The sequence below is a fragment of the Lutimaribacter pacificus genome (assembly GCF_900142185.1).
GTDB classification, from domain to species: Bacteria; Pseudomonadota; Alphaproteobacteria; order Rhodobacterales; family Rhodobacteraceae; genus Lutimaribacter; species Lutimaribacter pacificus.
Genome location: NZ_FQZZ01000001.1, coordinates 1,022,331 through 1,047,388, shown reverse-complemented (window position 1 = coordinate 1,047,388; position 25,058 = coordinate 1,022,331). Strand labels below are relative to the sequence as shown.

The window sequence follows — 25,058 nt, the reverse complement described above, 5'->3', positions numbered from 1 at the left end:
CCAACCGATTGGTAAAATGGAAAAACCCGGGGCCGCGAACCGCCCCGCGTGCCCGTCGCGGATCAGCCGCTCACCGGCAGGATGACGGAAAACCGGCTGCCTTCGCCCGGCGCGCTTTCGATTCGCAGCCGCCCGCGATGGCGGTTGACGATATGCTTGACGATCGCCAGCCCCAGCCCGGTGCCCCCCATCTCGCGCGAGCGGTGGCTGTCCACGCGATAGAACCGCTCGGTCAGGCGCGGGATATGCAGCGGGTCGATGCCGGGGCCGCTGTCGGACACGGTCAGGCGTACCGCCGGCCCGCGCAGGCCCAGCCCCTCGGCCGGCCCGTCCAGCCGCAGCCCCACCCGGCAGCCGTGACCGCCATACTTGATCGCGTTCTCGATCAGGTTGGTCAGCACCTGGCGCAACTGATCGGCATCGCCGGGCACCATCACCGGCACCCCGGGCAACTCCTCGTCGAAGCTGACCGCGTTCTTTTCCGCCAGATGCGCCAGCGACCGCCGGGTCGCACGCACGATCTCGGCCAGGTCGACCTGGTCGTCGGGGCGCATCCTTTCCTGTGCCTCGACATGGCTCAGCGACAGCAGGTCGCGCACCAGCCGGTTCATCCGGTCGGCCTCGCGCGCCATGATCCCCAGGAACCGCTTGCGCGCGGCCGCATCGTCGCGCGCCGGGCCCTGCAATGTCTCGATGAACCCCAGAAGCGCGGTCAGCGGCGTGCGCAGCTCGTGACTGACATTGGCCACGAAATCGCGCCGCATCTGGCCGGCCTGTTCCAGGTGGGTCACATCCTCGAACACCACCAGCACACCGGCCAGCCCCGCCAGGTCCAGATGCGCGCAGCTGACCCTGTAGGTCACGTCCTGCTGCCCGTCATTGGTCAGGTAGCGGGTTTCCTGCGCCAGGTGGCTGCTGCGGGTGCCCTCGATCGCATCCAGCACCGAGGGCTGGCGGATCACCGTGATCAGGTGCCGCCCGGCCAGCCCCTCGCCGAACAGCGCGGCACTCCGCGCGTTGGCCGCAAGGATGCGGTCGTTATCCGCCACCAGCAGCGCCGCATGAGGCACCGCCGCGACGATCTGTCCGGCGTCGCTCATGCACGTCCGGCCGCGGCGACCGCGCGGGCAAAGATATCGGCCAGCGCGTCGCTGTCCTCCAGCCCGACCGACACGCGAAAGAACCCCTCGCTTATGCCGATGGCGGCGCGCGCCTCGGGCGTCAGCGCCCGGTGCGAGCTGGACGCCGGATGCGACAGCGTGGTGCCCACATCCCCCAGCGTCGGCGCGAATGCGATGCCCTCGGCGGTGGCGGCAAAGGCATTGGCCGCCGCGCGCCCGCCCTCCAGCTCGAAGGACAGCATGTTGCAGCCCCGGTTGCCCAGGATCGCCCGCGCCCGGCCCGCATCCGGGTGATCGCCGCGCATCGGGTAGAGCACCCGTTTCACACCGGCCAGCCCGCCCAGGTGGTCGGCCAGCCGCGCCGCGTTCGCCTCGGCCCGGTCGAAACGCAGGTCGAACGTCGCCAGCCCGCGCTCGGCCAGCCAGCAATCGAAGGGGCTGGGCGTCATGCCGGTGGTGACCGCGAAATCGTAGATCGCCTTTTGCAGCCCCGCATCGCGCGCCACCGCATAGCCCAGCGTCACGTCGGAATGGCCCGCCAGCAGCTTGGTCACCGAATGGATCACGATATCCGCGCCATGATCGAAGGGCCGATAGGCGCGCGGCGTGGTAAAGGTGTTGTCCACCACCAGCAACACGCCCCTGTCGCGCGCCACCTGCGCGATCCCGTCCATGTCCGCCACCCGCAGCGTCGGGTTCGACACCACCTCGACCAGGATCATCCGCGTCTCGGGCCGGATCGCCGCCGCGATGGCCGCCGCGTCGCAGGGATCGGCCAGCGTGGTTTCGATCCCCATACGCGGCAGGTCCTGCGTCATCAGCCGCAGCGACCGGCCGTACAGCTGATCGCCGCCCACCACGTGATCGCCCGCCTTCAGGATGCCCAGCAGAACCGCCGTCACCGCCGCCATGCCCGATCCCAGCACGATCCCGTCCCGCGCGCCCTCCATCGCGTCGATCCGGCGCGCCAGCAGGTCGGCATTGGGATGCCCCTCGCGGGCATAGGTATAGCCCTCAACCCGCCCCTCGTATTGCGCGTCCAGCGCATCGGGCGTTTCCGAGGCATAGACGACCGAGGGCATGATCGGCGTCACCACCGGCCAGCTTGCGCTGCCGGGCAGCCCCTCGGGCCGGATCAGGGTTTTGTGGTCCTTGCTCATGCGCCTGTCCTTTCTGCGCCAGTCGCTTCATCGTTCCGAAAATACTCCCGCCGGAGGCGGCCGGACGGCCCCGCCTAGCGCAACTCCCCGAATTCCGCCTGCAACCTGCGCACATGCTCCACCAGCCCGGGCTGCTGCAACCGCTTCAGCCGGGTCGCGGTGACGATGGTCGTCAGGTCGGCGAATGTGCGCTCAAGGTCGTCATTGACCAGCACGTAATCGTAGCTGCCCCAGTGGCTGATCTCGTCCCAGCTTTTCTGCATCCGCTTGGCGATCACCTCGTCGCTGTCCTGCCCGCGGCTGACCAGCCTCCGGCGCAGTTCCGCGATCGAGGGCGGCAGGATGAAAATCGACAGCGTATGCGGCCCCAGCGCCGAGTTCACGATCTGCTGCGCGCCCTGCCAGTCGATATCGAACAGCACGTCGCGCCCCGCGTTGATCGCCTGCTCCACCGGCGCGCGCGGACTGCCGTAGAAATTGCCGAACACATGCGCGTGTTCCAGCATCCCGTCCTGCGCGACCTCGCGCTTGAACCGGTCCTCGGTCATGAAATGGTAATCGGTGCCGTCCACCTCGCCGGGGCGCGGCGTGCGGGTGGTGGCCGAGACCGAGAAGCTCAGGCTGCCATCCCACTCCAGCAGCCGCCGCGACAGGGTGGACTTGCCCGCCCCCGAGGGCGACGAAAGAATGATGAGAAGACCCCGCCTTGCAGTCGCCATCGGTTGTTACTCCACGTTCTGAACCTGTTCGCGCATCTGGTCGATCACCGTTTTCAGATCCAGCCCGATGCGCGTCAATCCGGTATTCTGCGACTTGGAACACAGCGTGTTGGCCTCGCGGTTGAACTCCTGCATCAGGAAATCCAGCTTGCGGCCCACCGGCCCCTCCGTGCCCAGCAATTCGCGCGCGGCGTCCACATGGGCGCGCAGGCGGTCCAGTTCTTCGGTGATGTCGGATTTTACCGCGATCAGCGCCAGTTCCTGCGCGACGCGCTGCGGGTCGGCGTCCTCGGCATTGTCCATCACCCGCGCAAGCGAGGTTTTGAGCGCCCCGGCCATGTCATCGCGCCGCGCCTCGGCGGCCTCGGTGGCCGCTTCGGTCAGGCGGGCGATTTCATCGAGCTGCGCGCCAAGGATCGTGGCCAGCGCGGCGCCCTCGCCCGCGCGCATTTCAAGGAACGCGGCCAGCACCGGCTCGAAATCCTGCATCAGCGCGGCTTTCAGCCCCGCCGCCTCGTCCTCGGGCGCGGTGGTTTCCAGCACCCCGCGCAGGGCGAGGATATCGGCCGCACGGGTGGGCGCCAGCGCCAGCCCCGCCTCGGCCGCCCGCGCCTCGACCCGCGACAGCGCGGTCAGGACGGCGGCCAGCGCGGTGTCGTTGACCGCCTGCCGCGCCTCGCCCTCTTCACGCGACACCCGCAGGTTCAGCGTGACCGAACCGCGCGTCACCGCCTGCCCCAGCCGTGCGCGCAGCGCCGCCTCCAGCCCCTCGATCCAGTCGGGCAGGCGCATGCGGATATCCAGCCCCTTGGCATTGACGCTGCGCAGCTCCCACGCCCAGCTGTGCTGCGCGGTGCCGCCCTTGGCGGCGGCGAAGGCGGTCATGGATCTGGTCACCGGCGCTCTCCTGTCCCAACGTGCCACCGCTGCCTACGCGCAATGCCTGCCGGGGGCAAGCGTTACGCGCGCCCCGCGCGCGACGGTTCCGGGGTTAACCAATCGTTCGGAATATTCACCGCATTTGCGGAAAACCGGCTAGATTCACCCTTCGGTAACCCCGGTTGCGATAGCTTTAACAAAAGGCGGCACGCCGCCCCGCGCCTCCGGGTCCGGTGGAGTAGGAAAGATGACCGACCGCAGCGAAAACACCCCCGGCACCGCCCCGCCCGGCCGCGTGACCCGGCTGCATCCCGACCCGGCCGCGGCCCCGCCACCGCGCCTTGCGCAGGTCGAGGCATACTGGACCGCGCTCTGCCGCGATGGGCGCCTGCCCGCCCGCGCCCGGATCGACCCGCGCGGGATCGAGGCGGCGCTGGAACACGCCTTCATCGCCGAACGCATCGCACCGGGCGAGATGCGGCTGCGCGTCGGCGGCACACACCTGTCCGACCTGCTGGGAATGGAGGTGCGCGGGATGCCGTTTTCGGCGCTGTTCCTGCCCGCCGCGCGGCAGGCCCTTTCCGCGCTGGTCGCCGCGCTGTTCGACCGCCCCGCGCTTTGCCGGCTGCGCCTGCACGGCCCGGCGGGAACCGGCCAGCCGGCGCTGCAGGCCCATGCCCTGCTGCTGCCCCTGCATGGCGAGGGTGGCGCGGTGAACCGTGCGCTCGGCTGCCTGATCGGCGAGGGGCCCATCGGCCGCTGCCCCCGCCGTTTCGCGATCACCGGGCATGAGATCCTGCCCGCCCCGCCAGAGATGCGCGCGCCCGCCGCCCCGGTGCCGGGGCTGGCCGCGCCGGTCGTCCCGTTCCGCCCCGCCCCGGCCGGGCGGCCCCGCCTGCGACTGGTGCAAACCGACCCGGCCAAATGAAAAAGGGCGCCGCAACAGGCGATTAGAGAAGCAGACGTTCGGGCAGGTCGCAACCGAAGGGCATCGCAGGGCCGCGGTCGGGCGATCCGACATTTGTGGCATGGCAATTTATCGCGCCGCCACTTCCTACCTCAAAGCGGAGAGCCTGCGGCAGCCAATCGCCCGGCCGGGGGGCGGCCGTGCGATGCCCGGGCCGCTTACGCGGCTGTTCCGGGCTGGGTGCAACGGGCGCCCTTTCACAAGCCGGCTCGCGGTCCGGTCAGCCCGCCGCGACCGCCCGCGCATCGCGCAGCGCCGACAGTTCCTCGGCCACGAGGAACGCCAGTTCCAGCGACTGGCTGGCGTTCAGGCGCGGATCGCAGGCGGTGTGGTAGCGGTCGGACAGGTTTTCCTCGGTCACCGCGCGCACGCCGCCGGTGCATTCGGTCACGTCCTGGCCGGTCATCTCGAAATGCACACCGCCGGGGATCGTGCCCTCGGCGCGATGCACGGCAAAGAACTCCTGCACCTCGCGCAGCACCGCGTCGAACGGACGGGTCTTGAACCCGGTGGCCGACTTGATCGTGTTGCCATGCATCGGGTCGCAGACCCACAGCACGTTGGCGCCTTCCCTGCGCACCGTGTCGATCAGGCGCGGCAGGTGTTCGGCCACCTTGCCCGCCCCGAACCGCGCGATCAGCGTCAGCCGCCCGGCCTCGTTTTCCGGGTTCAGCCGCGACAGCAGCACCTTGAGATCCTCGGCCGTCATCGACGGCCCGCATTTCAGCCCGATGGGGTTCAGCACGCCACGGCAGAACTCCACATGCGCACCATCCGGCTGCCGCGTGCGGTCACCGATCCAGACCATGTGCCCGGACCCCGCCAGCCACTTGCCGCTTGTCGAGTCCAGCCGCGTCAGCGCCTCTTCGTATTCCAGCAGCAGCGCCTCGTGGCTGGTGTAGAAATCCACCGTCTGAAGCGCGTGGTTGTTCGCGCTGGTGATGCCCGCCGCGGTCATGAAATCCAGCGTGTCGCTGATGCGGCCGGCCATCTCGCGGTATTTCTCGGCCTTCCCGCCCTCGGTAAAGCCCAGCGTCCACTGGTGCACCTGGTGCACATCGGCATAGCCGCCGGTCGAAAACGCGCGCAGCAGGTTCAGCGTGGCCGCCGCCTGGGTGTAGGCCTGCAGCATCTTGCGCGGGTCGGGAATGCGCGCCTCGGGGGTGAAATCAAGCTCGTTGATGATGTCGCCGCGGTAAGAGGGCAGTTCCACCCCGTCCACCAGCTCGGTCGGGGCCGAGCGCGGCTTGGCGAACTGCCCCGCCATCCGGCCCACCTTGACCACCGGCACCTTGGCGCCATAGGTCAGCACCATCGCCATCTGCAGCATCACCTTGAACGTGTCGCGGATCGCGTTGGCGCTGAACTGGTCGAACGCCTCGGCGCAGTCGCCGCCCTGCAGCAGGAACGCCTTGCCCGCCGCCGCCTCGCCCAACGCCCGCTTGAGCTTGCGCGCCTCGCCCGCGAAAACGAGCGGCGGATACTGCGAAAGCTGCGCCTCGACGGTCTGCAACGCCTCCTGATCCGTATAATCGGGCATCTGAACCCGCGGCTTGCTGCGCCAATCGGTCTTTTGCCACTCGCTCATCTGACTTCTCCGCTCTGCGAATTCTGCGTGAGTGGCTTCTATACAAAAGCCGGGGCGCGGTGGCCATATCCGAATTGCCCTTGCGGCAAACGGCCGGACACGCCTTGCCGCATGATGCCGAACGGGCGGTCTGCGGCAGAGCGCATCGCGGGGTCGCAAATTTTCTGATTTCCCCGGGTTGGTGTAGACTCCACGACGTTATTTTTCGTCAAAGGAGTTTCAATCATGAAATTGCACAACCTTATCCGGGTTCTCGCATTTTCCGTTTCCGCGTCTCTTGTGATCCCGACAACGGCCACGGGCGCGCCACGGGGGTTTCAGGAAGGACGCAATTCGGCGGTCGCGCCCAAATGGCGAAACAAGGAATTGACCTTCGTCCTCAGGCGCGGCGATTGCCAGTCGCGGACATACGGGGACGGCAGGGGCGAAAGCGACTGCAAGAACGGCAACAGCCGGTCGCAGCTGAATTCGAAAAACAAGCAGAGAATGGGAAATTTCTACGAATACGCGATGGATATCTGGGTCGACCCCGGTTTCCGCTACAACGGGCGCGGCTGGGGCAAGGTCAATTATCGCAGCCGGCTTTGGATTGCGGAATGGCAGCGAAGCGACACGATCAAAAATCACATGTATGAAATTTATCTGGACTCGAACAAGGGCGCGACCTTCGAGGACAAGGTCTGTTTCCCGCCGGCGCGGTTCGGCCAGTGGAACAGCTTCGTGCTCAGGGTCAAATGGTCCAACGGTTCCGATGGCGTCATGCAGGTCATCTGCAACGGCAAAACGATCTACAGCAGGCAAGGCCCGAACGCGGTTCCGCCGGGCTGCGGAAAGCCCTGGAAACAGCAGTGCAAGCCCGAACTTCAGGATCTCGGAAAGCCAATTCTCTGGTCCGTGGGGCCAAGCCTGAAAGGCCACGGAATGAATTACGCCCGCTTCGGGTTTCCCAGCCCGTTCCCGCCGTTTCCAGATGGAGGGCTGACGATGAAAGTCAGGAATCTCTATCTCGGACGCCTGCGCAACTGACCGGGGACGGGCTTCGAAGGGTTTCCGTTTCGGGCGCAACATCCGGGATCGGTGGATGTGACGCCGGGCACGGCCTATTCCGGGCCGCCCCCTTGATCACGCGCGCAAAAGCTGGCTAAGTGCCCGTCAACATTCGCGCGCGGTACACTCATGGCAGCCAGGACATCCCCGCAACCCGTCATGCAAACGCCCGTTGTAAAACGGCGTTTCGTCTTCGTGTTGCTGGACGAGTTCACCCTGCTCAGCTTTGCCTCGGCACTGGAATGCCTGCGCATCGCCAACCGGATGCTGGGCCAGCCGGCCTATGAATGGACCCTGGTCGGCGAGGGCGGCGACACCGCCACCTGTTCCGCCGGCACCGAGTTCCGGCTGGACAGCGACCTGATCGAGCTGACGCGCGACGACACGGTGCTGGTCTGCGGCGGCATGAACGTGCAGAAGGCGACGACCAAGCGCCTGCTCAGCTGGCTGCGGCGCGAGGCACGCAAGGGGCTGCGGCTGGGCGGGCTGTGCACCGCGGCCTACACGCTGGCCCGCGCCGGGCTGCTGGACGGCAAGCGTGCCACGATCCACTGGGAAAACCAGGACAGCTTCGCCGAGGAGTTCGACGAGGTGACGCTGACCAAGTCGGTCTTCGTGATCGACGGCAACCGCATGACCACCGCCGGCGGCACCTCCTCCATCGACCTGATGCTGAAACTGATTGCCGACGACCATGGCGAGGAAATCGCCAACCTGGTGGCCGACCAGCAGATCTATTCCTCGATCCGCACCGACCAGGACACCCAGCGCCTCAGCGTGCCGACCCGCATCGGCGTGCGCCATCCCAAGCTGAGCCAGGTCATCCAGAAGATGGAACAGAATATCGAGGAACCGATCAGCCCCTCGATCCTGGCGAAAGAGGTCGGCATGTCCACCCGGCAGCTGGAACGGCTGTTCCGCCGCTACCTCAACCGGTCGCCGAAACGCTATTACATGGAGCTGCGGCTGCAAAAGGCGCGCAACCTGCTGATGCAGACGGATATGAGCGTGATTAACGTGGCGCTGGCCTGCGGCTTCGCCTCGCCCTCGCATTTCTCGAAATGCTACCGCGCGCATTACAACACCACCCCCTACCGCGAGCGTGGCACGCAGGGCGCGCGGCTGTCGATCTGACCGGAACCGCGCGGTTTCGGGGGAAAAGCGCGCGGTTTCAGTCGGCGGGCACCAGCCGGTAGATCGCGCCGTTGCCTTCCGAGATCATCCAGACCGATCCGTCCGGCGCTTCGCGCAGGTCGCGCACGCGGGCGGTGGCCGCGCCCTCGATCCGCTCGACCTCTTGCAGGGGGCTGCCCGACAACCGGCTGAGCAGGCCGAATTTCAGCGACCCCACCAGGATGTCGCCCTGCCAGTCGGGCCACAGCCTGCCGGAATAGATCACCATGCCCGATGGCGCGATCGAGGGGTCCCAGTAGAAGGCCGGCTGTTCCATCCCCGGCTTCTCGCTGCCCTCGCCGATCCGCGCGCCGGAATAATGGCGGCCGTAGGAGATCACCGGCCAGCCGTAATTGCGTCCCTTGCGTATCTGGTTCACCTCGTCGCCGCCGCGCGCGCCGTGCTCGTTCGTCCAGAGCCGGCCCTGCGCATCCAGCGTCATGCCCTGCGGGTTGCGGTGGCCCCATGTCCAGATTTCGGGCTGCGCGCCGTCGCGGCCCACCAGCGGATTGTCGGCGGGCACGCTGCCGTCGCGGTTGATGCGGATGATGCTGCCATTGTGCCGCCCCACGTCCTGCGCCGCGGGCCGGTCGCCGCGATCCCCGATCGACAGGAAGATGTGCCCGTCCGGCGCCTCGGCCATCCGCCCGCCGAAATGCCGCCCGCCGGAACTGCCCGGCGCCATCTCGAACAGCCGGCGCGGGTTGTCCAGCCGCGTGCCATCGGCGCTGAGCGTCGCGGCGCTGATCGCCGTGCCGGCCCCGCCCTGCTGGCGGGCCGCGTGGGACAGGAGCACCTCGCGGCTTTGGGCGAAATCGCGCGGGATCAGCACGTCGAGCAAGCCGCCCTGCCCGATCTCGACCAGGTCCTCCGGCAGGCCCGAGACCCGGTCGCGCGTCCCGTCGGCGCGCAGGTGCCACAGCGCGCCGCCCCGTTCGGTCACCAGGACGCCGCCGCCGGGCAGGAATCCCAGCGACCACGGCACGGAGAACCCGTCGGCCACCAGCTCGGCCCGGATCGGGCCGCTTCGGCTGTCCAGCAGCTCGGCCCGGACGGGCACGGCAAGGCAAAGGGTCAGGACAACAAGCATCGTACGCAGCATGGAACCTTACCTCCGGTCGGTCTCTGCCCGTCAAAATGGCACGAACCGGGCGCGGGGCAAGTCCGGCTTGACCCTACGCCAACCGGAAACCGAAACGTCTTTTCTTTTCAATTCTCTCGGAATAGGCTCCGAAACGGACCTAAGTTCCAACGGGGAGTCGAAGAATGAAGAACCTGATTCTGGCGGTCGCCGCCGCGCTCCGCACCCTGCGGGCAGGTGCGGCACATCCCGGCCGGGCCGATGGCACGGCATGGGGCGGGCGACTGCGCGATGCGGGGCTGTCATTCCTTTTCGCACAATCCCCTGCGCCGCGCCGCGTTCCGGTCACCGTGCCGGTATCGCGTCGGGGCAACCGCCTGCCGGGCGGACGGAACAAGGGTCGGACAATCTGACCGAACATGACGGGGGCGCCCGACGCGGCGCCGGTATCCGTCGACCATGGCCGCGCAACAGCAAGGCCGACCAACCCAGGGGAGTAAAAACATGAAAAAGTTTCTGACCGCGACCGCAGCCGTGGCGCTGATGGCGTCGGGCGCCGCCGCCGAGGACGTCAAGATCGGCATCCTGCAGGGCTTTACCGGCCCGACGGAATCGCTTGTCGGGCCGATGGCCGCGGCGATGGAGATGGCGATCGACGAGGTGAACGCCAGCGGCAAGTTCATGGACGGCATGACCGTGGTGCCGGTGCGCGGCGACTCGACCTGCATCGACGCATCGGCCGGCACCGCCGCCGCCGAGCGTGCGATCACCGCCGATGGCGTCAAGGGCATCGTGGGCGGCACCTGCTCGGGTGTGACCGGCGCGATCCTGGCCAACGTGGCCGTGCCCAACGGCATCGTCATGATCTCGCCCTCGGCCACCAGCCCGGCGCTGACCACCGCCGAGGATAACGGCCTGTTCTTCCGCACCGCGCCGTCGGATGCCCGCCAGGGCGAGGTGATGGCCGACATCCTGATCGAGGATGGCGTGCAGTCGGTCGCCGTGACCTATACCAACAACGACTACGGCAAGGGGCTTGCCGATGCGTTTGCCGCGTCCTTCACCGAAAAGGGCGGCGAAGTGACGATCCAGGCCGCGCATGAGGACGGCAAGGCCGACTATTCGGCCGAAGTGGCCGCGCTGGCCGCCGCCGGCGGCGAGGTGCTGGTGGTTGCCGGTTACCTCGACCAGGGTGGCGCGGGCATCATCCGCTCGTCGCTGGATACCGGCGCGTTCGACCGCTTCCACCTGCCCGACGGCATGGTGGGCACGTCCCTGTCCGACGCGTTCGGCACCGAGATCGAAGGCTCCAAGGGCCAGGCGCCGGGGTCGGACAGCGAAGGCACCAAGATCTTCCAGGAAATGGGTGCCGACAAGTTCGACAGCGCCTCGCCCTACACCGCCGAGGGCTATGACGCGGTGGCGCTGATCGTGCTGGCCATGCAGGCCGCCGGTTCGACCGACCCGAATGTCTACAAGGACAAGATCGTCGAGGTCGCCAACGCCCCCGGTGAGCCGATCAACCCCGGCGAGCTGGGCAAGGCGCTTGAAATCATCGCCGGCGGCGGTGACGTGGACCTGGTGGGCGCCACCGGCGTCGAGCTGATCGGCCCGGGCGAAGCTGCCGGCAGCTTCCGCGTGGTCGAGATCAAGGACGGCAAGTTCGAAACCGTCGAATACCGCTAAGCCCGCGATGCAGGCAGCCCCGCGCCCCGGACGCATATCCGGGGCGCGGGGTGGTCCGCATTCGCAGCCGCAGGATCATTCGGGGGACATATGGGACAGATGATCGTCGTCGAGGACGTGCACAAGCATTTCGGCGGGTTTCATGCCGTCGATGGCGCGTCGCTTGAGATCGCCGAGGGCTCGATCACCGGGCTGATCGGTCCGAACGGCGCCGGCAAGACAACGCTTTTCAACGTGATTGCGGGCGTTCTGCCGCCGACATCGGGGCGGATCACCATGCAGGGCGAGGATATCACCGGCCTGCCGCCGCACGACCTGTTCCACAAGGGCCTGCTGCGCACCTTCCAGATCGCGCATGAGTTTCACTCGATGAGCTGCCGGGAAAACCTGATGATGGTGCCGGGCGGACAGGCGGGCGAACGGCTGTGGGATACCTGGTTCGGCCGCAAGCGCATCGCCGACGAGGAGCGCGCGCTGCGCGCCAAGGCCGACGAGGTGCTGGAGTTCCTGACCATCTCCCACCTGGCCGACCACAAGGCGGGGCAGGTTTCCGGCGGGCAGAAAAAGCTGCTGGAACTGGGCCGCACGATGATGGTGGATGCCAGGATCGTGTTCCTGGACGAGGTCGGCGCCGGTGTGAACCGCACGCTGCTGAACACGATCGGCGACGCGATCATCCAGCTCAACAAGGAGCGCGGTTACACCTTCGTCGTGATCGAGCACGACATGGATTTCATCGAAAAGCTGTGCGACCCGGTGATCTGCATGGCCGAGGGCAAGGTGCTGGCCGAGGGCACGCTGGCCGAGATCAAGGCCAACGAGCACGTGATCGAGGCCTATCTGGGCACCGGGCTGAAGAACAAGGACAAGCTGGAAGAGGCCGGGGCATGACCCGGCAGTCCGGCACCGGCGGGTGATACCGGCCGGTTGGGGGCGCTGCCCCCAAACCCCCGGAGTATTTCGGGAACGATGAAAACAGGGGAGAGTGATGGGCGACAACCCGTACCAGGATGATCGCGGCAACAAGGACCGCTCGATCACCAAGACCCATGGCGTCGGTCAGACGCCTTTGCGCAAGGGCGGCAAGGCGGTGCCGGTCGAGGGCGACGCGCCCTTTCTGATCGGCGAGGCAATGACCGGCGGCTACGGCAAGGGGCCGGATATCCTGCATGAGTGCACCATCGCGGTGAACGCGGGCGAGATCGCGGTGATCGTGGGGCCGAACGGCGCGGGCAAATCCACCGCGATGAAAGCGGTGTTCGGGATGCTGGACGTGCGCAAGGGCCGCGTGTTGCTGGATGGCGAGGATATCACCGCGCTCAGCCCGCAGGACCGGGTGCAGAAGGGCATGGGTTTCGTACCGCAGACCAACAACATCTTCACCTCGATGACGGTCGAAGAGAACCTGGAGATGGGCGCCTTTATCCGCCGCGACGATATCCGCAGCACGATGGAACAGGTTTACGAGCTGTTCCCGATCCTGCGCGACAAGCGCCGGCAGGCCGCCGGCGAGCTGTCGGGCGGGCAGCGTCAGCAGGTGGCGGTGGGCCGCGCGCTGATGACCAAGCCCAAGGTGCTGATGCTGGACGAACCCACCGCCGGCGTCAGCCCGATCGTGATGGACGAGCTGTTCGACCGCATCATCGAGGTCAGCCGCACCGGGCTGCCGATCCTGATGGTGGAACAGAACGCGCGCCAGGCGCTGGCCATTGCCGACAAGGGATATGTGCTGGTGCAGGGCGCCAATGCCTATACCGGGACGGGCAAGGAATTGCTGGCCGACCCGGATGTGCGCAAGAGTTTCCTGGGGGGCTGAGGTGATGGATATTCTCAACGCGATCGTGGCGCTTTCCAATTTCGTGCTGATCCCCGCCATCGCCTATGGCAGCCAGCTGGCGCTGGGGGCGCTGGGGGTCACGCTGATCTATGGCATCCTGCGGTTTTCCAACTTCGCCCATGGCGACACCATGGCCTTCGGCACGATGGCGACGATCCTCGTGACATGGTGGCTGCAGTCGATGGGCGTCGGGCTGGGGCCGCTGCCCACCGCGCTGCTGGCGCTGCCGGTTGGAATCATCGCCTGCATGCTGGCGGTGCTGGCGACCGATCGGGTCGTCTATCGCTTCTACCGCGAGGTGAAGGCCAAGCCGATCATCCTGGTGATGGCCTCGCTCGGGGTGATGTTCATCCTGAACGGGCTGGTGCGGTTCATCATCGGCCCGGACGACCAGCGTTTCGCCGATGGCGAGCGGTTCATCGTCACCGCGCGCGGCTTCCGCGAGGCGACGGGGTTGCAGGAGGGGCTGGCGATCAAATCCACCCAGGGCATCACCGTGGTTACCGCGGTGATCGTGGTGGCGGTGCTGTTCTGGTTCCTCAACCGCACGCGCACCGGCAAATCCATGCGCGCCTATTCCGACAACGAGGACCTGGCGCTGCTGTCCGGCATCAGCCCCGAGCGCGTGGTGCTGGTGACCTGGCTGATCGTCGCGGCGCTGGCCACCATCGCTGGGGTGCTTTACGGGCTGGACAAGAGCTTCAAGCCGTTCACCTATTTCCAGCTTCTGCTGCCGATCTTCGCCAGCGCCATCGTCGGCGGGCTGGGCAGCCCGCTGGGCGCCATCGCGGGCGGGTTCGTCATCGCCTTTTCCGAGGTCTTCGTGACCTATGCCTGGAAGAAGGTGCTGGGCTACCTGATGCCCGAACACCTTGAACCTTCGGGCCTCGTGCAGTTGCTGAGCACGGATTACAAATTCGCCGTCAGTTTCGCGATCCTGCTGATCGTGCTGCTGTTCAAACCCACCGGACTCTTCAAGGGGAAAGCGGTATGAGCGATACGGTCAAGACAACCGGGCTGTTCGCCCTGGTCGCGCTGCTGATCATCGGCACCGGCTTCGTGCAGAGCTGGAACTCGGCGCTGCTGATCCTGAACCTGGGGCTGATCAGCGCGGTGATGGCGCTGGGGGTGAACCTGCAATGGGGCTTCGCCGGGCTGTTCAACGTCGGTATCATGGGCTTTGTCGCGCTTGGCGGGCTGGCGACGGTGATCGTGTCGATGCCCCCCGTCAACGAGGCCTGGGCCGCGGGCGGGCTGCGGGTGCTGCTGGGCCTTGCGCTGGGCGCCGCGACCATCATCGGCGCGATCCTGACCTATCGCGCGATGGCGCCGGGGCGGAAACGGAACCTGACGCTGCTGGCGGTGCTGCTGGTCGGGTTCTTCGTGTTCCGCGCGGTGTTCGACGGCGGCGTTCAGGCGGTCGAGGCGGTGAACCCCTCGGTCAGCGGCTATCTCGGCGGGCTGGGCCTGCCGGTGCTGCTGGCCTGGCCGGTGGGCGGGCTGCTGGCCGCCGGCGCGGCCTGGATCATCGGCAAGACCGCGCTGGGGCTGCGCAGCGATTACCTGGCCATCGCCACGCTGGGCATCGCCGAGATCGTGATCGCCGTGCTGAAGAACGAGGACTGGCTGAGCCGGGGCGTCAAGAACGTGATCGGCCTGCCCCGTCCCGTGCCCTACGAGATCGACCTGCAGAACGACCCCGCCTTCGTCGAACGCGCGACGGGGCTGGGCATCGACCCGGTCACCGCCTCGACGCTTTATGTCAAGCTGGGCTATTCGATCCTGTTCGCGGTGGTGCTGGTGATCCTGCTGATCCTGGCGCAGCGCGCGCTGCACAGCCCGTGGGGCCGGATGATGCGCGCGATCCGCGACAACGAGGTCGCGGCCGAGGCGATGGGCAAGGACGTGACCGCGCGGCATCTGCAGATCTTCATACTGGGCTCGGCCATCTGCGGCATTGCCGGCGCGATGATGACCACGCTGGACGGCCAGCTTGTGCCGACCGCCTACCAGCCGCTGCGCTTTACCTTCCTGGTCTGGGTGATGGTGATCGTCGGCGGATCGGGCAACAACCTGGGCGCGGTGCTGGGCGGGTTCCTGATCTGGTTCCTGTGGGTGCAGGTGGAACCGATCGGGCTGTGGCTGATGCAGACCATCACCAGCGGCATGTCCGAGGATTACTGGCTGCGGGGGCACCTGCTGGAGGGTGCAGCCCACATGCGCCTGTTCACCATGGGCCTGATCCTGCTGCTGGTGCTGCGGTTCAGCCCGCGCGGGCTGCTGCCTGAGAAGTAGGGGCGCCTGGCTAGCGCATAACAGAAGGGCATCGCGCGGCCGTGCGATGCCCCGGCCGCTTGCGCGGCTGTTCCGGGCAGGATGCATCGGTCAATTTCCGGGAATGGCCCGCCCCTGCCCTAACGCGACTTGAACAGCCCGCCCAGGATACCGCGCACGAGGCGGCGGCCGGTGGTGCCGCTCAGCTCCTTGACCAGGGCCTTGCCCAACGCCTCGCCCAGCGTGTCGCCCCGGCTGTTGCTGCGCGTGCTGCGGCTGCTCGAGCGGCCGACGCGATCGGCGGAATAGCGGCGGCCGGCGTTGAATTCGCGCAGGGTGACGTCGCCGGCCGCCTCTTCGGCAGCTTCGGCCTGCGCCGCGGCTTTCGCGGCCTCTTCGGCGCGCCGCGCCAGCATCTCATGCGCCGAGTCGCGGTCGATCCGCGCCTCGTACTTGCCCTTCAGCGGGCTGGCCGCGATCACCGCGCGCCGTTCGTCCGCACCCAGCGGGCCCAGCTGCGACGAGGGCGGGCGGATCAGCGTGCGCTGGACCATCCCCGGCACACCCTTTTTCTGCAGCATCGAGGTCACCGCCTCGCCCACGCCGACCTGCATGATCGCCTCTTCGGTGTCGAAGGCGGGGTTGTCGCGGTAGGTTTCCGCCGCCATGCGCAACTCCTTGCGGTCCCGCGCGGTAAAGGCGCGCAGCGCGTGCTGCACCCGGTTGCCGAGCTGACCCAGGATATCCTCGGGCACATCCGCCGGGTTCTGGGTGATGAAATAGACCCCCACCCCCTTGGAGCGGATCAGCCGCGCGACCTGTTCCACCTTGTCGACCAGCGCCTTGGGCGCGTCGTCGAACAGCAGATGCGCCTCGTCGAAGAAGAACACCAGCTTCGGCTTGTCGGGATCGCCCACCTCGGGCAGTTCCTCGAACAGTTCCGACAGAAGCCACAGCAGGAAGGTCGCGTAAAGCCGCGGGCTGCCCATCAGCCGGTCGGCGGCCAGGATGTTGATCACGCCGCGCCCGTCGGCATCGGTGCGCATCAGGTCGGCCAGGGCCAGCGCGGGTTCGCCAAAGAAATCCGCCCCGCCCTGGTTTTCCAGCACCAGCAGGCGGCGCTGGATCGCGCCCACGGATTGCACCGAGATATTGCCGTAACGCAGCGACAGATCCTCGCGGTTCTCGCCGACCCAGACCAGCAGCGATTGCAGGTCGCTGAGATCCAGCAGCGGCATCCCCTGCTCGTCTGCCAGCCGGAAGGCGATGTTCAGGATACCCTCCTGCGCCTCGGTCAGTTCCAGCAGCCGCGACAACAGCAGCGGCCCCATCTCGGCCAGCGTGGTGCGGATCGGGTGGCCCTGTTCGCCGAAGAGATCCCAGAAGGTGACAGGAAAGCCGCCATAGGCGAAATCGTCGAAGCCGATCTTCGCGCTGCGCTCGGTGAACGAGCCGTGCAGCTTGCCGCCGGGATCGCCCGCCATCGCCAGCCCCGACAGGTCGCCCTTCACGTCCGACAGGATCACCGGTACGCCGGCGGCGGAAAACCCCTCGGCCATGATCTGCAGCGTCACCGTCTTGCCGGTGCCGGTGGCCCCCGCGATCAGCCCGTGCCGGTTGGCATAGCCCAGCGAGAGGTACTGTTTTTCGCCGTAATTCTCGCCCGCGCCGCCGATGAAGATGCCGTTTTCCACCCTGTCTGTCCCTTTCGATCGCACTCGTCCGGCCCCGACCATACAATCTTAACCCCCTCATGCCAGAGTGAATCCTGCCCGTCGCCGCATGTCCTCTTTCGGCGCGGGCTGACTTCCTCCCTGTCAGACTGGCCGCATCCTTCGGGATGCGGCTTTTTTCAGCGGCGCCGGGCGGCGCGGCGGGCCATCGGCAAATTGTGATCTATTGCCTGTTGACCGGAGGGGGGAAACGTCCTAGCGTCCGATCCAATGACTAAGTCGGCCAGTCCGACGGGGAGTGAAAAACAAGGGAAAAAGAGGTCTTTCAGACCTCTTTTTTCTTTGCCCCCGCTCCCTGATCGGCTGGGCGGATTTTCGCGGCTCCCGCGCGCGGCGCAGCGTTTTCCCGCCTGACAAGCCCCGCGCCCCATGCTAAGCCGCCAGCGACATGACTTTGACACGAAAAAACGGGGATACCATGCCCAGACTGCTTTCCACCCTTTCCATCATCGCGCTTCTTGCCGCGCCCCTCGCCGTCGCCCAGCAGGCCGATACCGATACCGGGGCAGAGGCCGAGGCCGGAACCGAAAGCCAGGCCGGCGAAACGGCCCCCGACGGGTCCGATCCGCGGGCCGTCGTCGGCGCCGAGGCCGCGCAGCAGGGCGGCGAACTCCAGATGGGCGAGGACATACAGGACCCCGACGCCCCCGGCACCCCCTACCTGCGCGAGATGGTCGAGGACTGGGGCATGGAATGCATCCGCGTCCCCGAGGGCGAGGACGAGCCCTGCCAGCTGTTCCAGTCGCTCAAGGACGAGAACGGCAACACCGTGTCGAACGTGCGTATCTTCCGGCTGCCCGAGGGTCAGCGGGCCACCGCCGGCGCGCTGGTCGCCGTGCCGCTGGAAACGCTGCTGACCGCGCAGCTGACGATCCGCGTCGATGGCGGGCAGGCCAAGCGCTATCCCTTCGCGGTCTGCGATCCGCTGGGCTGCTATGCGCGCATCGGCTTTACCGCCGAGGATATCGCCTCGTTCAAGCGCGGCGCCAAGGCGACGGTCAGCCTGACGCCCTTCGCCGCGCCGGACCAGCCGCTGACGCTGGACATGTCGCTCAAGGGATTCACCGCCGCCTTCGACAAGGCCACGGTCGTTCCGAACTGATCGTCAGGCCATCGTGACCGGATCGGCACGCCCTCGCGGAGACCCGCGGGGGCGTTTTCATGCCGGGCGTTGGTTGGGTGGGAGCTCGCTGCCGGTGGAACGATGCACCCCGCCCGGAACAGCCGCGAAGCGGCCCGGGCATCGCACGGCTGTTCCGGGCAAGGCGTATCGTTCAAATACCGTAGAGCTCCCTTCTCACACCCGCCCGCGTGCCGCCGCCCAGATCAGCCGCAGCCGTGCGCCCGCACCGGACAGCTCTGCCGCGCCGCCCTGCACACGGCCCGGATCGCGCAGCACCGCGCGCAGCACCGGCCCGGCCTTCCACGCGGGCAGCAGCGCCGCGCGCGCGTCCCGCGGCAGTGCCGGTTGCGCCCGGCGCCCGCGCGCCAGCCGCTCCAGCCCCTGCCGGGCCAGGTCGGCCACCGCCGCCGCGCGCCCGTCGACCAGCGGCACCCGGCCCGCGGCCTCCAGCGCGGGGATCGCGCGGAACCACGCCGCCAACCCCTGCGCATGGCCGATATCGCGGATCGCCGCTTCGGCCGTATCCGGTGCACCGAGCGCGCGCGCCGCGACCCACATCAAGCCCCCCGCGGTCTCGTCCAGGAAGGTATCGAAGGCATCCGCATCCGCGAACGGATCGCGGTAGATATCCCAGCGCCGGGCAAGGATCAGCCGGTCCAGCACCGCGCAGGCCGGATCGTCCAGGACCCCCGACAGCGGCGTGACCACCTCGTGCCGGCGGGGGGTGTCGCCGCGCGCGATCTCGTCCAGGGCGTCGCGCCACCATTGCAGGCGCATCTCGGCGATCGCGGGCTCCTGCGTGACCCAGGGTGCGCGGCTGACCTCGACATTGAAGGCATAGAGCGGGAACAGCACGTCGCGCGCCGCCGGCGGGGCCGCCATCGCGGCAAGGAACCTGTCCGGGTCGCCGCGCCGGACCAGGCCGGCGCAGGCGTTCAGATCGTCAGAGGTCACCCAGGAACTCCCGTATCAGCGTTTCGGTGCGCGTATCGTCGACGATATCGAGATGCCCGGCACCCGGCAGCACATGGTAGCGCCCGTTCTCCGTCACGCCAGACATCAGCGGCCGATACCCCTCGGCGACGAAACTTTCATCCTCCGCGCCCGCGACCAGCAGGAAAGGCGGCAGCGCGGCCACATCCGCCAGATAGTCGCGTCGCGGCGCGTAGGACTGGTTCAGCCGCCAGCTATAGGCGGTGGTCGCGGTATCGCCCAAAGGCCCGTCCAGAACCGCGCGCGGCATGGCGAAGCGGATCACCGTCAGGTGGTCGAGCGCGTGAATGCCCACCGCGTTCAGCATCGACAGGCCGATGATGCGCCGCGTCAGCGGATGCGCCCAGCCGCCCGAATTGGGCCGCGTCACCGGCGCGTCGTATTGCAGGAAGGGCGCCAGCAGGATCGCCCCGTCGATCATGCCGCCATGCGGGCCGCCGGCAAAGCGCACCACCAGCCCGCCACCCGAGGAATGGCCCAGCAGCACCACCTTGCCGTTGCCGGGGTCGCCGATGACATGGGCAAGGTCATCCTCGAACTGGCCGATGTAATCCACGTCGCCCCGGCGTTCGGGATCGGCCCCGTGGCCGCGCAGGGTGACGGCGCGCAGCTCGGCCACGTCGCGCAGGGCCAGCGCCAGCCGGTCGAACTGCTGCCCGTGCCAGCCCGAGCCGTGGATCAGGATCACCAGCGGCTTGCCCGCATCATCATCCGCACCGGCATAGGTGACGGGATGGGCATACCCGTCGGGCGTGGTGACGCTGCCCCGGCGCAGCGGTGCATCCGTGGGCAGTGCCGCGCGCCCCGTGACCAGACGGTCGAAATCCAGTGCCCCGCCCTGCGGCAGCGGCCCGGGAGGCTGCGACAGGATCAGGCCAAGGGCAATGGCCAGGTAAACGGCGCAAGACACCGCGACGACGATCAGGGCCTTGCCCAACATGGCGATCCTCCTGCCCGCGCCGCGTCTCGTGGCGCGCGCTCTCAACTCGTGGTTTCGCGCAACAGCTTCCACACGATGGCGTCGGTCAGCGCGTCGAAGGACGCATCGACGATGTTCGGACTGACCCCCACGGTGGACCAGCGCCGCCCGGCGCCGTCCTCGCTGTCGATGATGACACGGGTCACGGCATCGGTGCCGCCCTGCGTGATACGCACCTTGAAATCGACCAGCCGCATATCGGCGATCAGGTCGGAATAGCGGCCCAGATCCTTGGCCAGCGCGCGGGACAGCGCGTTCACCGGCCCCCGGTCGCTGCCCGCCTCGTCCAGCGATTCACTGACCGACAGCTTTTTCTCGCCATCGACCTTCACCACCACGACCGCCTCGGACAGGCTGACCATGCGGTTATACTTGTTCTTGCGCCGCTCGACCGTGACCTTGTAGCGCTTGACCTCGAAGAACTCGGGCAGTTGCCCCAGCTCGCCCCGCGCCAGCAGTTCAAAGGACGCCTGCGCGCTGTCATAGGTATAGCCCTGCGCCTCGCGCTCTTTCACGATGTCGAGGATGCGGGCCAGTGCCGGATCGTCCCTGGCCACGGTGATCCCGGCCTCGGCCAGGCGGCGGCGCAGGTTCGACTGCCCGGCCTGGTTCGACATCGGCACGATGCGCGCGTTGCCGACCAGAGCCGGGTCGACATGTTCATAGGTGCTGGGGTCTTTCAGGATCGCGCTGGCGTGCAGCCCGGCCTTGTGGGCGAATGCGCTGGCGCCCACGTAGGGCGCCTGCCGCAGCGGCACGCGGTTCAGGATATCGTCAAGCTGGCGGCTGATCCGGGTCAGGCCCTGCAACGCGTCATGGGTGATGCCGGTGTCGTAACGGCTGGCATAGGGCTCCTTCAGCAGCAGCGTCGGGATCAGCGTGGTCAGGTTGGCATTGCCGCAGCGTTCGCCCAGCCCGTTCAGCGTGCCCTGTATCTGCCGCGCGCCCGCATCGATAGCGGCCAGCGAACAGGCCACGGCGTTCTCGGTGTCGTTGTGGCAGTGGATGCCCAGCCGGTCGCCGGGGATGCCGGCAGCGATCGCATCGGCGGTGATATGCCCCACCTCGGCGGGCAGCGTGCCGCCATTGGTGTCGCACAGCACGATCCAGCGCGCATCGGCGTCCAGCGCGGCCTTCAGGCATTCCAGCGCATAGGCGCGGTTCGCCTTCCAGCCGTCAAAGAAATGCTCGGCATCGAACAGCGCCTCGCGCCCCTGCGCCACGACATGCGCGACGCTGGCGCGGATATTGTCGAGGTTGTCCTCCAGCGCGATACCAAGCGCGGTGGTGACGTGGAAATCATGGGTCTTGCCCACAAGGCAGACGGCGGGCGTGCCTGCGTTCATGACCGCCGCCAGCACATCGTCGTTTTCCGCCGACCGCCCTGCCCGCTTGGTCATGCCGAAGGCGGTGAACCGCGCGTTGGTGTCGGGGCGGGCATCGAAGAACGCGCTGTCGGTGGGGTTGGCACCGGGCCAACCGCCCTCGATGTAATCGACGCCGAGCGCATCCAGCGCCTCGGCGATGCGGATCTTTTCAGGGGTCGAGAACTGCACCCCCTGCGTCTGCTGCCCGTCGCGCAGGGTAGTGTCGTAGATATAGAGGCGGTCGGTCATGCCACCCTCCGAACGGGAGTAAGAAGGGACGCGCCCGACCCTGGGTGGGCGCATCCGCCATTCGAAGGACGCGCAACATCGTCACGCGCGAAACGGCGGTTCGGCGCGTAACACGACCAAATGCGCCCTCCCGGGGGGAGGGTCGGGCGCGGCCCGGCGTGCCGCCGGGCACAACAGAATGAACGTCGCGCCATCATACCCCCTCCAGCTTCGCCGGGTCGAAATCCGGTCCGGGAACAAGGTCCACCCCGTCCTTGGTCATACGCACCTCGACCCCGGCGGCGACGAGGGCGGATTTCATTGCGTCGACCTGGGTGAAATCCTTGGTTTGCATTGCGTCGGCGCGGGCCAACTTCAATCGCGCTGCAATTTCGGCTATTCGCTCTTGCTGCGCCTTAGAGAAAGCACCCCAAGATTCGAGGCTTGTGCCACTCGTGAACTCGTTTCTTGACGATTGCAGGCGGAAGCTTTGGAACCTTTCGATCAGTTCCTGAGGCTCAAACCCAATTAGCTCCAACGAAGACCGCAGTTTGGGTTCATCGCCCTCTTTGAGGTATTTACGGATCAACGTAAGAGCAAGAGACGTGTTCAGGTCATCCGCCAATGCCTTTAGAAATTCATCCGGTGCGGGAAACCGCCCTTTGCCATACCAAGGGCGTTGGAGTGGCGAAGTTCCGAGCAACTGAGCTATGCTCCGCAAGGTCCGCTCCGCCTCTTCCCGCTTCTTCTCCGTCCAGTCCATCGGCTTGCGGTAATGCGTGCTGAGCATCACGAAGCGGATCACCTCGCCCGGCACGCCCCGGTCCAGCAAATCCCGCACGGTAAAGAAATTGCCCAGCGATTTGGACATCTTCCTGCCCTCGACCTGCAGCATCTCGTTGTGCAGCCAGAAGCGCGCGAAGCCACCTTCGGGATGGGCGCAGCAGCTTTGCGCGATCTCGTTTTCATGGTGCGGGAAAGCCAAGTCGATGCCGCCGCCGTGGATATCGAACGTCTCGCCCAGCAGCTCATAGGCCATCGCCGAGCATTCGATATGCCAGCCCGGCCGCCCGCGCCCCCACGGGCTGTCCCAGCCCGGCAGCTCGTCCGAGGACGGTTTCCACAGCACGAAATCCATCGGGTTGCGCTTGTAGGGCGCGACCTCGACCCGCGCGCCGGCGATCATGTCGTCGACCGACCGGCCCGACAGCTTGCCGTAGTCGCGGTAACTGTCGACCGAGAACAGCACATGCCCCTCGGCCGCATAGGCGTGGCCCTTTGCGATCAGATCCTCGATCATGGCGACCATCGCGCCGATCCACTGGGTCGCGCGCGGCTCCTTGTTCGGGCGCATCGTGCCAAGCGCGTCCATGTCGGCGTGATACCAGCGAATGGTTTCCTCGGTCCGTTCGGCGATCAGCTCTTCCAGCGTGCCTTTGGCGCCGGCCTCTTTCCGGGCCAGCGCGGTGGCGTTGATCTTGTCGTCCACGTCGGTGAAATTGCGCACATAGGTCACGTGATCGGGCCCATAGACATGCCGCAGCAGCCGGTAGAGCACGTCGAACACGATCACCGGGCGCGCGTTGCCCAGATGCGCGCGGTCATAGACCGTGGGCCCGCAGACATACATCCGCACATTCTGCGGATCGAGCGGCTGAAACCGCTCTTTACGGCGGGTTTTCGTGTTGTAGAGCCGGATTTCGGTCATGTCTGTCCTCACACGCGGGCGTCCGCGGCGGGCTTAGCAACTTCGATACGCAAGGGAAAGAAGGAACGGCCCGCCGAGATATCTCAGCAGGTAATGCAGATGCAGATGATGCAGGTGCCGTTCATGGAACGTGACGTTACGCCCCTGCCCGCCCCTTGCCAAGCGAAATCCGCGGGGTCACAGTCGGCCCGAATTTGATCAAACGAAAGGGGCTGCGCCATGAAACTGTCGAACCGGATCACCGGGATGGTCGGCGCCGCGGGTGGCGGCTGGGAGCTGTTCTTCAAGGCGCGCGCGATGGCCGATGCGGGCGAACCGGTGGTCGAGCTGACCATTGGCGAGCACGATATCCGCACCGATCCCGTGATCCTGGCCGCGATGGACCGCGCGGCGCGGGGCGGGCATACCGGCTATGCCATGATGGCGGGCACCGACGCGCTGCGCGACGCGGTGGCGGAACGGGTGCAGGCGCGCACCGGCGTGGAAACGACACGCGCCAACGTGCTGATCACGCCGGGCGGGCAGTCTGCGCTGTTCGCCGCCCATCACGCGACCTGCGACGAAGGCGACCGCGCGCTGTTCATCGACCCCTATTACGCCACCTATCCCGGCACGATCCGCGCCGTGGGCGCGCAGCCCGTGCCGGTGGCCGCCCATGCCGAAGACGCGTTCCAGCCCCGCGCCGCCGACCTGGCCGCCGCCGCACCGGGTGCGAAAAGCCTGCTGGTCAACAGCCCCAACAACCCCACCGGCGCGGTCTATTCCCGCGCCACGCTGGACGGGATCGCGCAGGTCTGCCGCGACCATGACCTGTGGCTGATCTCGGACGAGGTTTACGACACGCAGGTGTGGGACGGCACGCACCTGTCGCCGCGCGCCCTGCCGGGCATGGACGCGCGCACGCTGGTCGTCGGCTCGATGTCGAAAAGCCACGCCATGACCGGCAGCCGCATCGGCTGGCTGGTCGGCCCGCAAGAGGCGATCGGATACCTGGCCAACCTCGCCATCCACACCACCTATGGCGTGCCGGGCTTCATCCAGGAGGCAGCACTTTTCGCGCTGGAACAGGGCCCCGGGCTTGAGCGCGAGATCGCCGCCCCCTTCGCCCGCAGGCGGGCCATCGCGCTGGATATCCTGGGCCGGCAGAACGCGATCCGCGCGCTGCCGCCGCAGGGCGCGATGTACATGATGCTGGATATCCGCGCCACGGGGATGAGCGGGATCGGCTTTGCCGAACACCTGCTCGAAACCCACCGGATCGCCGTGATGCCGGGCGAAAGCTTCGGTCAGGCCCCGGCGGGCCATATCCGCGTCGCCCTGACGGTCGAGGATGCGCGCTTTGCCGAGGCCTTTCAGACGCTTGTGGACACGGCGGGCGCGCTGGCGGCGTGACGG

The 25,058-nt window shown here is 67.3% G+C and carries 22 protein-coding genes; 11 read left to right on the top strand and 11 right to left on the bottom strand.

Features of this window, described 5'->3' with window-relative positions:
• Positions 1–62: 62 nt before the first annotated feature.
• The 4 genes from F3H87_RS05175 to F3H87_RS05160 form a co-directional block, all read right to left on the bottom strand.
• Positions 63–1,100 (bottom strand): ATP-binding protein, encoded by a 1,038-nt coding sequence (locus tag F3H87_RS05175; RefSeq protein ID WP_149786117.1) that lies wholly within the window; start codon positions 1,098–1,100, stop codon positions 63–65.
• Positions 1,097–2,281 carry a trans-sulfuration enzyme family protein gene (locus F3H87_RS05170; RefSeq protein ID WP_149786118.1) on the bottom strand — a complete coding sequence of 395 codons (1,185 nt, stop codon included), beginning with the start codon at positions 2,279–2,281 and terminating at the stop codon, positions 1,097–1,099. Before F3H87_RS05170 ends, F3H87_RS05175 begins: the two co-directional genes overlap by 4 nt.
• 74 nt (positions 2,282–2,355) lie before the next feature.
• Positions 2,356–3,000 carry a guanylate kinase gene (gmk, locus tag F3H87_RS05165; RefSeq protein ID WP_149786119.1) on the bottom strand — a complete coding sequence of 215 codons (645 nt, stop codon included), beginning with the start codon at positions 2,998–3,000 and terminating at the stop codon, positions 2,356–2,358.
• Positions 3,001–3,006: 6 nt separating this feature from the next.
• Entirely contained in the window at positions 3,007–3,897 is an 891-nt protein-coding gene (locus F3H87_RS05160; RefSeq protein ID WP_223227964.1) for a YicC/YloC family endoribonuclease, read from the bottom strand.
• 229 nt (positions 3,898–4,126) lie between these two features.
• On the opposite strand from F3H87_RS05160, the gene F3H87_RS05155 reads away from it, so the two are divergent.
• Positions 4,127–4,807 carry a PAS domain-containing protein gene (locus tag F3H87_RS05155; protein ID WP_149786120.1) on the top strand — a complete coding sequence of 227 codons (681 nt, stop codon included), beginning with the start codon at positions 4,127–4,129 and terminating at the stop codon, positions 4,805–4,807.
• Between the two features lie 259 nt (positions 4,808–5,066).
• Here F3H87_RS05155 and F3H87_RS05150 read toward each other — a convergent pair whose 3' ends face one another.
• Positions 5,067–6,434 (bottom strand): class II 3-deoxy-7-phosphoheptulonate synthase, encoded by a 1,368-nt coding sequence (locus tag F3H87_RS05150; protein ID WP_149786121.1) that lies wholly within the window; start codon positions 6,432–6,434, stop codon positions 5,067–5,069.
• A gap of 225 nt (positions 6,435–6,659) precedes the next feature.
• Between F3H87_RS05150 and F3H87_RS05145 the strand changes: the two genes are divergently transcribed.
• Both F3H87_RS05145 and F3H87_RS05140 read left to right on the top strand, forming a co-directional pair.
• Positions 6,660–7,460, top strand: coding sequence for a hypothetical protein (locus F3H87_RS05145; protein ID WP_149786122.1), 801 nt, complete (start codon positions 6,660–6,662; stop codon positions 7,458–7,460).
• Between the two features lie 150 nt (positions 7,461–7,610).
• Entirely contained in the window at positions 7,611–8,615 is a 1,005-nt protein-coding gene (locus F3H87_RS05140) for a GlxA family transcriptional regulator (protein WP_149786123.1), read from the top strand.
• Positions 8,616–8,652: 37 nt separating this feature from the next.
• Here F3H87_RS05140 and F3H87_RS05135 read toward each other — a convergent pair whose 3' ends face one another.
• On the bottom strand, positions 8,653–9,756 hold the full coding sequence (locus tag F3H87_RS05135) for a PQQ-dependent sugar dehydrogenase (RefSeq protein WP_149786124.1): 1,104 nt from the start codon (positions 9,754–9,756) through the stop codon (positions 8,653–8,655).
• A 164-nt stretch (positions 9,757–9,920) separates the two neighbouring features.
• Here F3H87_RS05135 and F3H87_RS05130 point away from each other — a divergent pair, with 164 nt between their 5' ends.
• The 6 genes from F3H87_RS05130 to F3H87_RS05105 all read left to right on the top strand — a co-directional run bounded on the left by F3H87_RS05130 (position 9,921) and on the right by F3H87_RS05105 (position 15,553).
• Positions 9,921–10,148: a hypothetical protein gene (locus F3H87_RS05130; protein WP_149786125.1), complete on the top strand. Its 228-nt coding sequence runs from the start codon at positions 9,921–9,923 to the stop codon at positions 10,146–10,148.
• A gap of 91 nt (positions 10,149–10,239) precedes the next feature.
• Positions 10,240–11,421 carry an ABC transporter substrate-binding protein gene (locus F3H87_RS05125; protein ID WP_149786126.1) on the top strand — a complete coding sequence of 394 codons (1,182 nt, stop codon included), beginning with the start codon at positions 10,240–10,242 and terminating at the stop codon, positions 11,419–11,421.
• A gap of 99 nt (positions 11,422–11,520) precedes the next feature.
• Positions 11,521–12,312 (top strand): ABC transporter ATP-binding protein, encoded by a 792-nt coding sequence (locus tag F3H87_RS05120; RefSeq protein WP_149787087.1) that lies wholly within the window; start codon positions 11,521–11,523, stop codon positions 12,310–12,312.
• Between the two features lie 97 nt (positions 12,313–12,409).
• On the top strand, positions 12,410–13,237 hold the full coding sequence (locus F3H87_RS05115) for an ABC transporter ATP-binding protein (protein WP_149786127.1): 828 nt from the start codon (positions 12,410–12,412) through the stop codon (positions 13,235–13,237).
• A 4-nt stretch (positions 13,238–13,241) separates the two neighbouring features.
• Complete coding sequence (locus F3H87_RS05110; protein WP_149786128.1) at positions 13,242–14,252, top strand: branched-chain amino acid ABC transporter permease; 1,011 nt, start codon at positions 13,242–13,244, stop codon at positions 14,250–14,252.
• Positions 14,249–15,553: a branched-chain amino acid ABC transporter permease gene (locus tag F3H87_RS05105; protein WP_149786129.1), complete on the top strand. Its 1,305-nt coding sequence runs from the start codon at positions 14,249–14,251 to the stop codon at positions 15,551–15,553. The genes F3H87_RS05110 and F3H87_RS05105 overlap by 4 nt, the downstream gene beginning before the upstream one ends.
• A 119-nt stretch (positions 15,554–15,672) precedes the next feature.
• Here F3H87_RS05105 and F3H87_RS05100 read toward each other — a convergent pair whose 3' ends face one another.
• Complete coding sequence (locus F3H87_RS05100) at positions 15,673–17,226, bottom strand: helicase HerA-like domain-containing protein (protein ID WP_149786130.1); 1,554 nt, start codon at positions 17,224–17,226, stop codon at positions 15,673–15,675.
• A 457-nt stretch (positions 17,227–17,683) separates the two neighbouring features.
• Between F3H87_RS05100 and F3H87_RS05095 the strand changes: the two genes are divergently transcribed.
• Positions 17,684–18,367: an invasion associated locus B family protein gene (locus F3H87_RS05095; protein ID WP_223227962.1), complete on the top strand. Its 684-nt coding sequence runs from the start codon at positions 17,684–17,686 to the stop codon at positions 18,365–18,367.
• A 195-nt stretch (positions 18,368–18,562) separates the two neighbouring features.
• Here the strand turns inward: F3H87_RS05095 and F3H87_RS05090 are convergent, their stop codons facing one another.
• From F3H87_RS05090 to cysS, 4 genes are all read right to left on the bottom strand, one after another.
• Entirely contained in the window at positions 18,563–19,342 is a 780-nt protein-coding gene (locus F3H87_RS05090; RefSeq protein WP_223227961.1) for a squalene/phytoene synthase family protein, read from the bottom strand.
• The gene (locus F3H87_RS05085; protein WP_149786132.1) at positions 19,332–20,321 is read right to left on the bottom strand and encodes an alpha/beta hydrolase; all 990 of its coding nucleotides are present in this window, start codon (positions 20,319–20,321) and stop codon (positions 19,332–19,334) included. The genes F3H87_RS05090 and F3H87_RS05085 overlap by 11 nt, the downstream gene beginning before the upstream one ends.
• 41 nt (positions 20,322–20,362) lie before the next feature.
• A complete protein-coding gene (gene cimA / locus F3H87_RS05080) occupies positions 20,363–21,976 on the bottom strand; it encodes a citramalate synthase (RefSeq protein WP_149786133.1) in 1,614 nt (537 codons plus the stop codon).
• 193 nt (positions 21,977–22,169) lie between these two features.
• On the bottom strand, positions 22,170–23,663 hold the full coding sequence (cysS, locus tag F3H87_RS05075; RefSeq protein WP_149786134.1) for a cysteine--tRNA ligase: 1,494 nt from the start codon (positions 23,661–23,663) through the stop codon (positions 22,170–22,172).
• Between the two features lie 219 nt (positions 23,664–23,882).
• On the opposite strand from cysS, the gene F3H87_RS05070 reads away from it, so the two are divergent.
• A complete protein-coding gene (locus tag F3H87_RS05070) occupies positions 23,883–25,055 on the top strand; it encodes a pyridoxal phosphate-dependent aminotransferase (protein WP_149786135.1) in 1,173 nt (390 codons plus the stop codon).
• Positions 25,056–25,058 lie beyond the last annotated feature (3 nt).

Bases quoted from the DNA above. Each gene is read 5' to 3' on its own strand.
- F3H87_RS05085 (WP_149786132.1), bottom strand. From the start codon at position 20,321: ATGTTGGGCAAGGCCCTGATCGTCGTCGCGGTGTCTTGCGCCGTTTAC.
- cimA (WP_149786133.1), bottom strand. From the start codon at position 21,976: ATGACCGACCGCCTCTATATCTACGACACTACCCTGCGCGACGGGCAG.
- F3H87_RS05130 (WP_149786125.1), top strand. From the start codon at position 9,921: ATGAAGAACCTGATTCTGGCGGTCGCCGCCGCGCTCCGCACCCTGCGG.
- F3H87_RS05105 (WP_149786129.1), top strand. From the start codon at position 14,249: ATGAGCGATACGGTCAAGACAACCGGGCTGTTCGCCCTGGTCGCGCTG.
- F3H87_RS05155 (WP_149786120.1), top strand. From the start codon at position 4,127: ATGACCGACCGCAGCGAAAACACCCCCGGCACCGCCCCGCCCGGCCGC.
- gmk (WP_149786119.1), bottom strand. From the start codon at position 3,000: ATGGCGACTGCAAGGCGGGGTCTTCTCATCATTCTTTCGTCGCCCTCG.
- F3H87_RS05110 (WP_149786128.1), top strand. From the start codon at position 13,242: ATGGATATTCTCAACGCGATCGTGGCGCTTTCCAATTTCGTGCTGATC.
- F3H87_RS05120 (WP_149787087.1), top strand. From the start codon at position 11,521: ATGATCGTCGTCGAGGACGTGCACAAGCATTTCGGCGGGTTTCATGCC.
- F3H87_RS05150 (WP_149786121.1), bottom strand. From the start codon at position 6,434: ATGAGCGAGTGGCAAAAGACCGATTGGCGCAGCAAGCCGCGGGTTCAG.
- F3H87_RS05115 (WP_149786127.1), top strand. From the start codon at position 12,410: ATGGGCGACAACCCGTACCAGGATGATCGCGGCAACAAGGACCGCTCG.
- cysS (WP_149786134.1), bottom strand. From the start codon at position 23,663: ATGACCGAAATCCGGCTCTACAACACGAAAACCCGCCGTAAAGAGCGG.
- F3H87_RS05070 (WP_149786135.1), top strand. From the start codon at position 23,883: ATGAAACTGTCGAACCGGATCACCGGGATGGTCGGCGCCGCGGGTGGC.
- F3H87_RS05125 (WP_149786126.1), top strand. From the start codon at position 10,240: ATGAAAAAGTTTCTGACCGCGACCGCAGCCGTGGCGCTGATGGCGTCG.
- F3H87_RS05095 (WP_223227962.1), top strand. From the start codon at position 17,684: ATGCCCAGACTGCTTTCCACCCTTTCCATCATCGCGCTTCTTGCCGCG.
- F3H87_RS05135 (WP_149786124.1), bottom strand. From the start codon at position 9,756: ATGCTGCGTACGATGCTTGTTGTCCTGACCCTTTGCCTTGCCGTGCCC.
- F3H87_RS05145 (WP_149786122.1), top strand. From the start codon at position 6,660: ATGAAATTGCACAACCTTATCCGGGTTCTCGCATTTTCCGTTTCCGCG.
- F3H87_RS05170 (WP_149786118.1), bottom strand. From the start codon at position 2,281: ATGAGCAAGGACCACAAAACCCTGATCCGGCCCGAGGGGCTGCCCGGC.
- F3H87_RS05175 (WP_149786117.1), bottom strand. From the start codon at position 1,100: ATGAGCGACGCCGGACAGATCGTCGCGGCGGTGCCTCATGCGGCGCTG.
- F3H87_RS05140 (WP_149786123.1), top strand. From the start codon at position 7,611: ATGGCAGCCAGGACATCCCCGCAACCCGTCATGCAAACGCCCGTTGTA.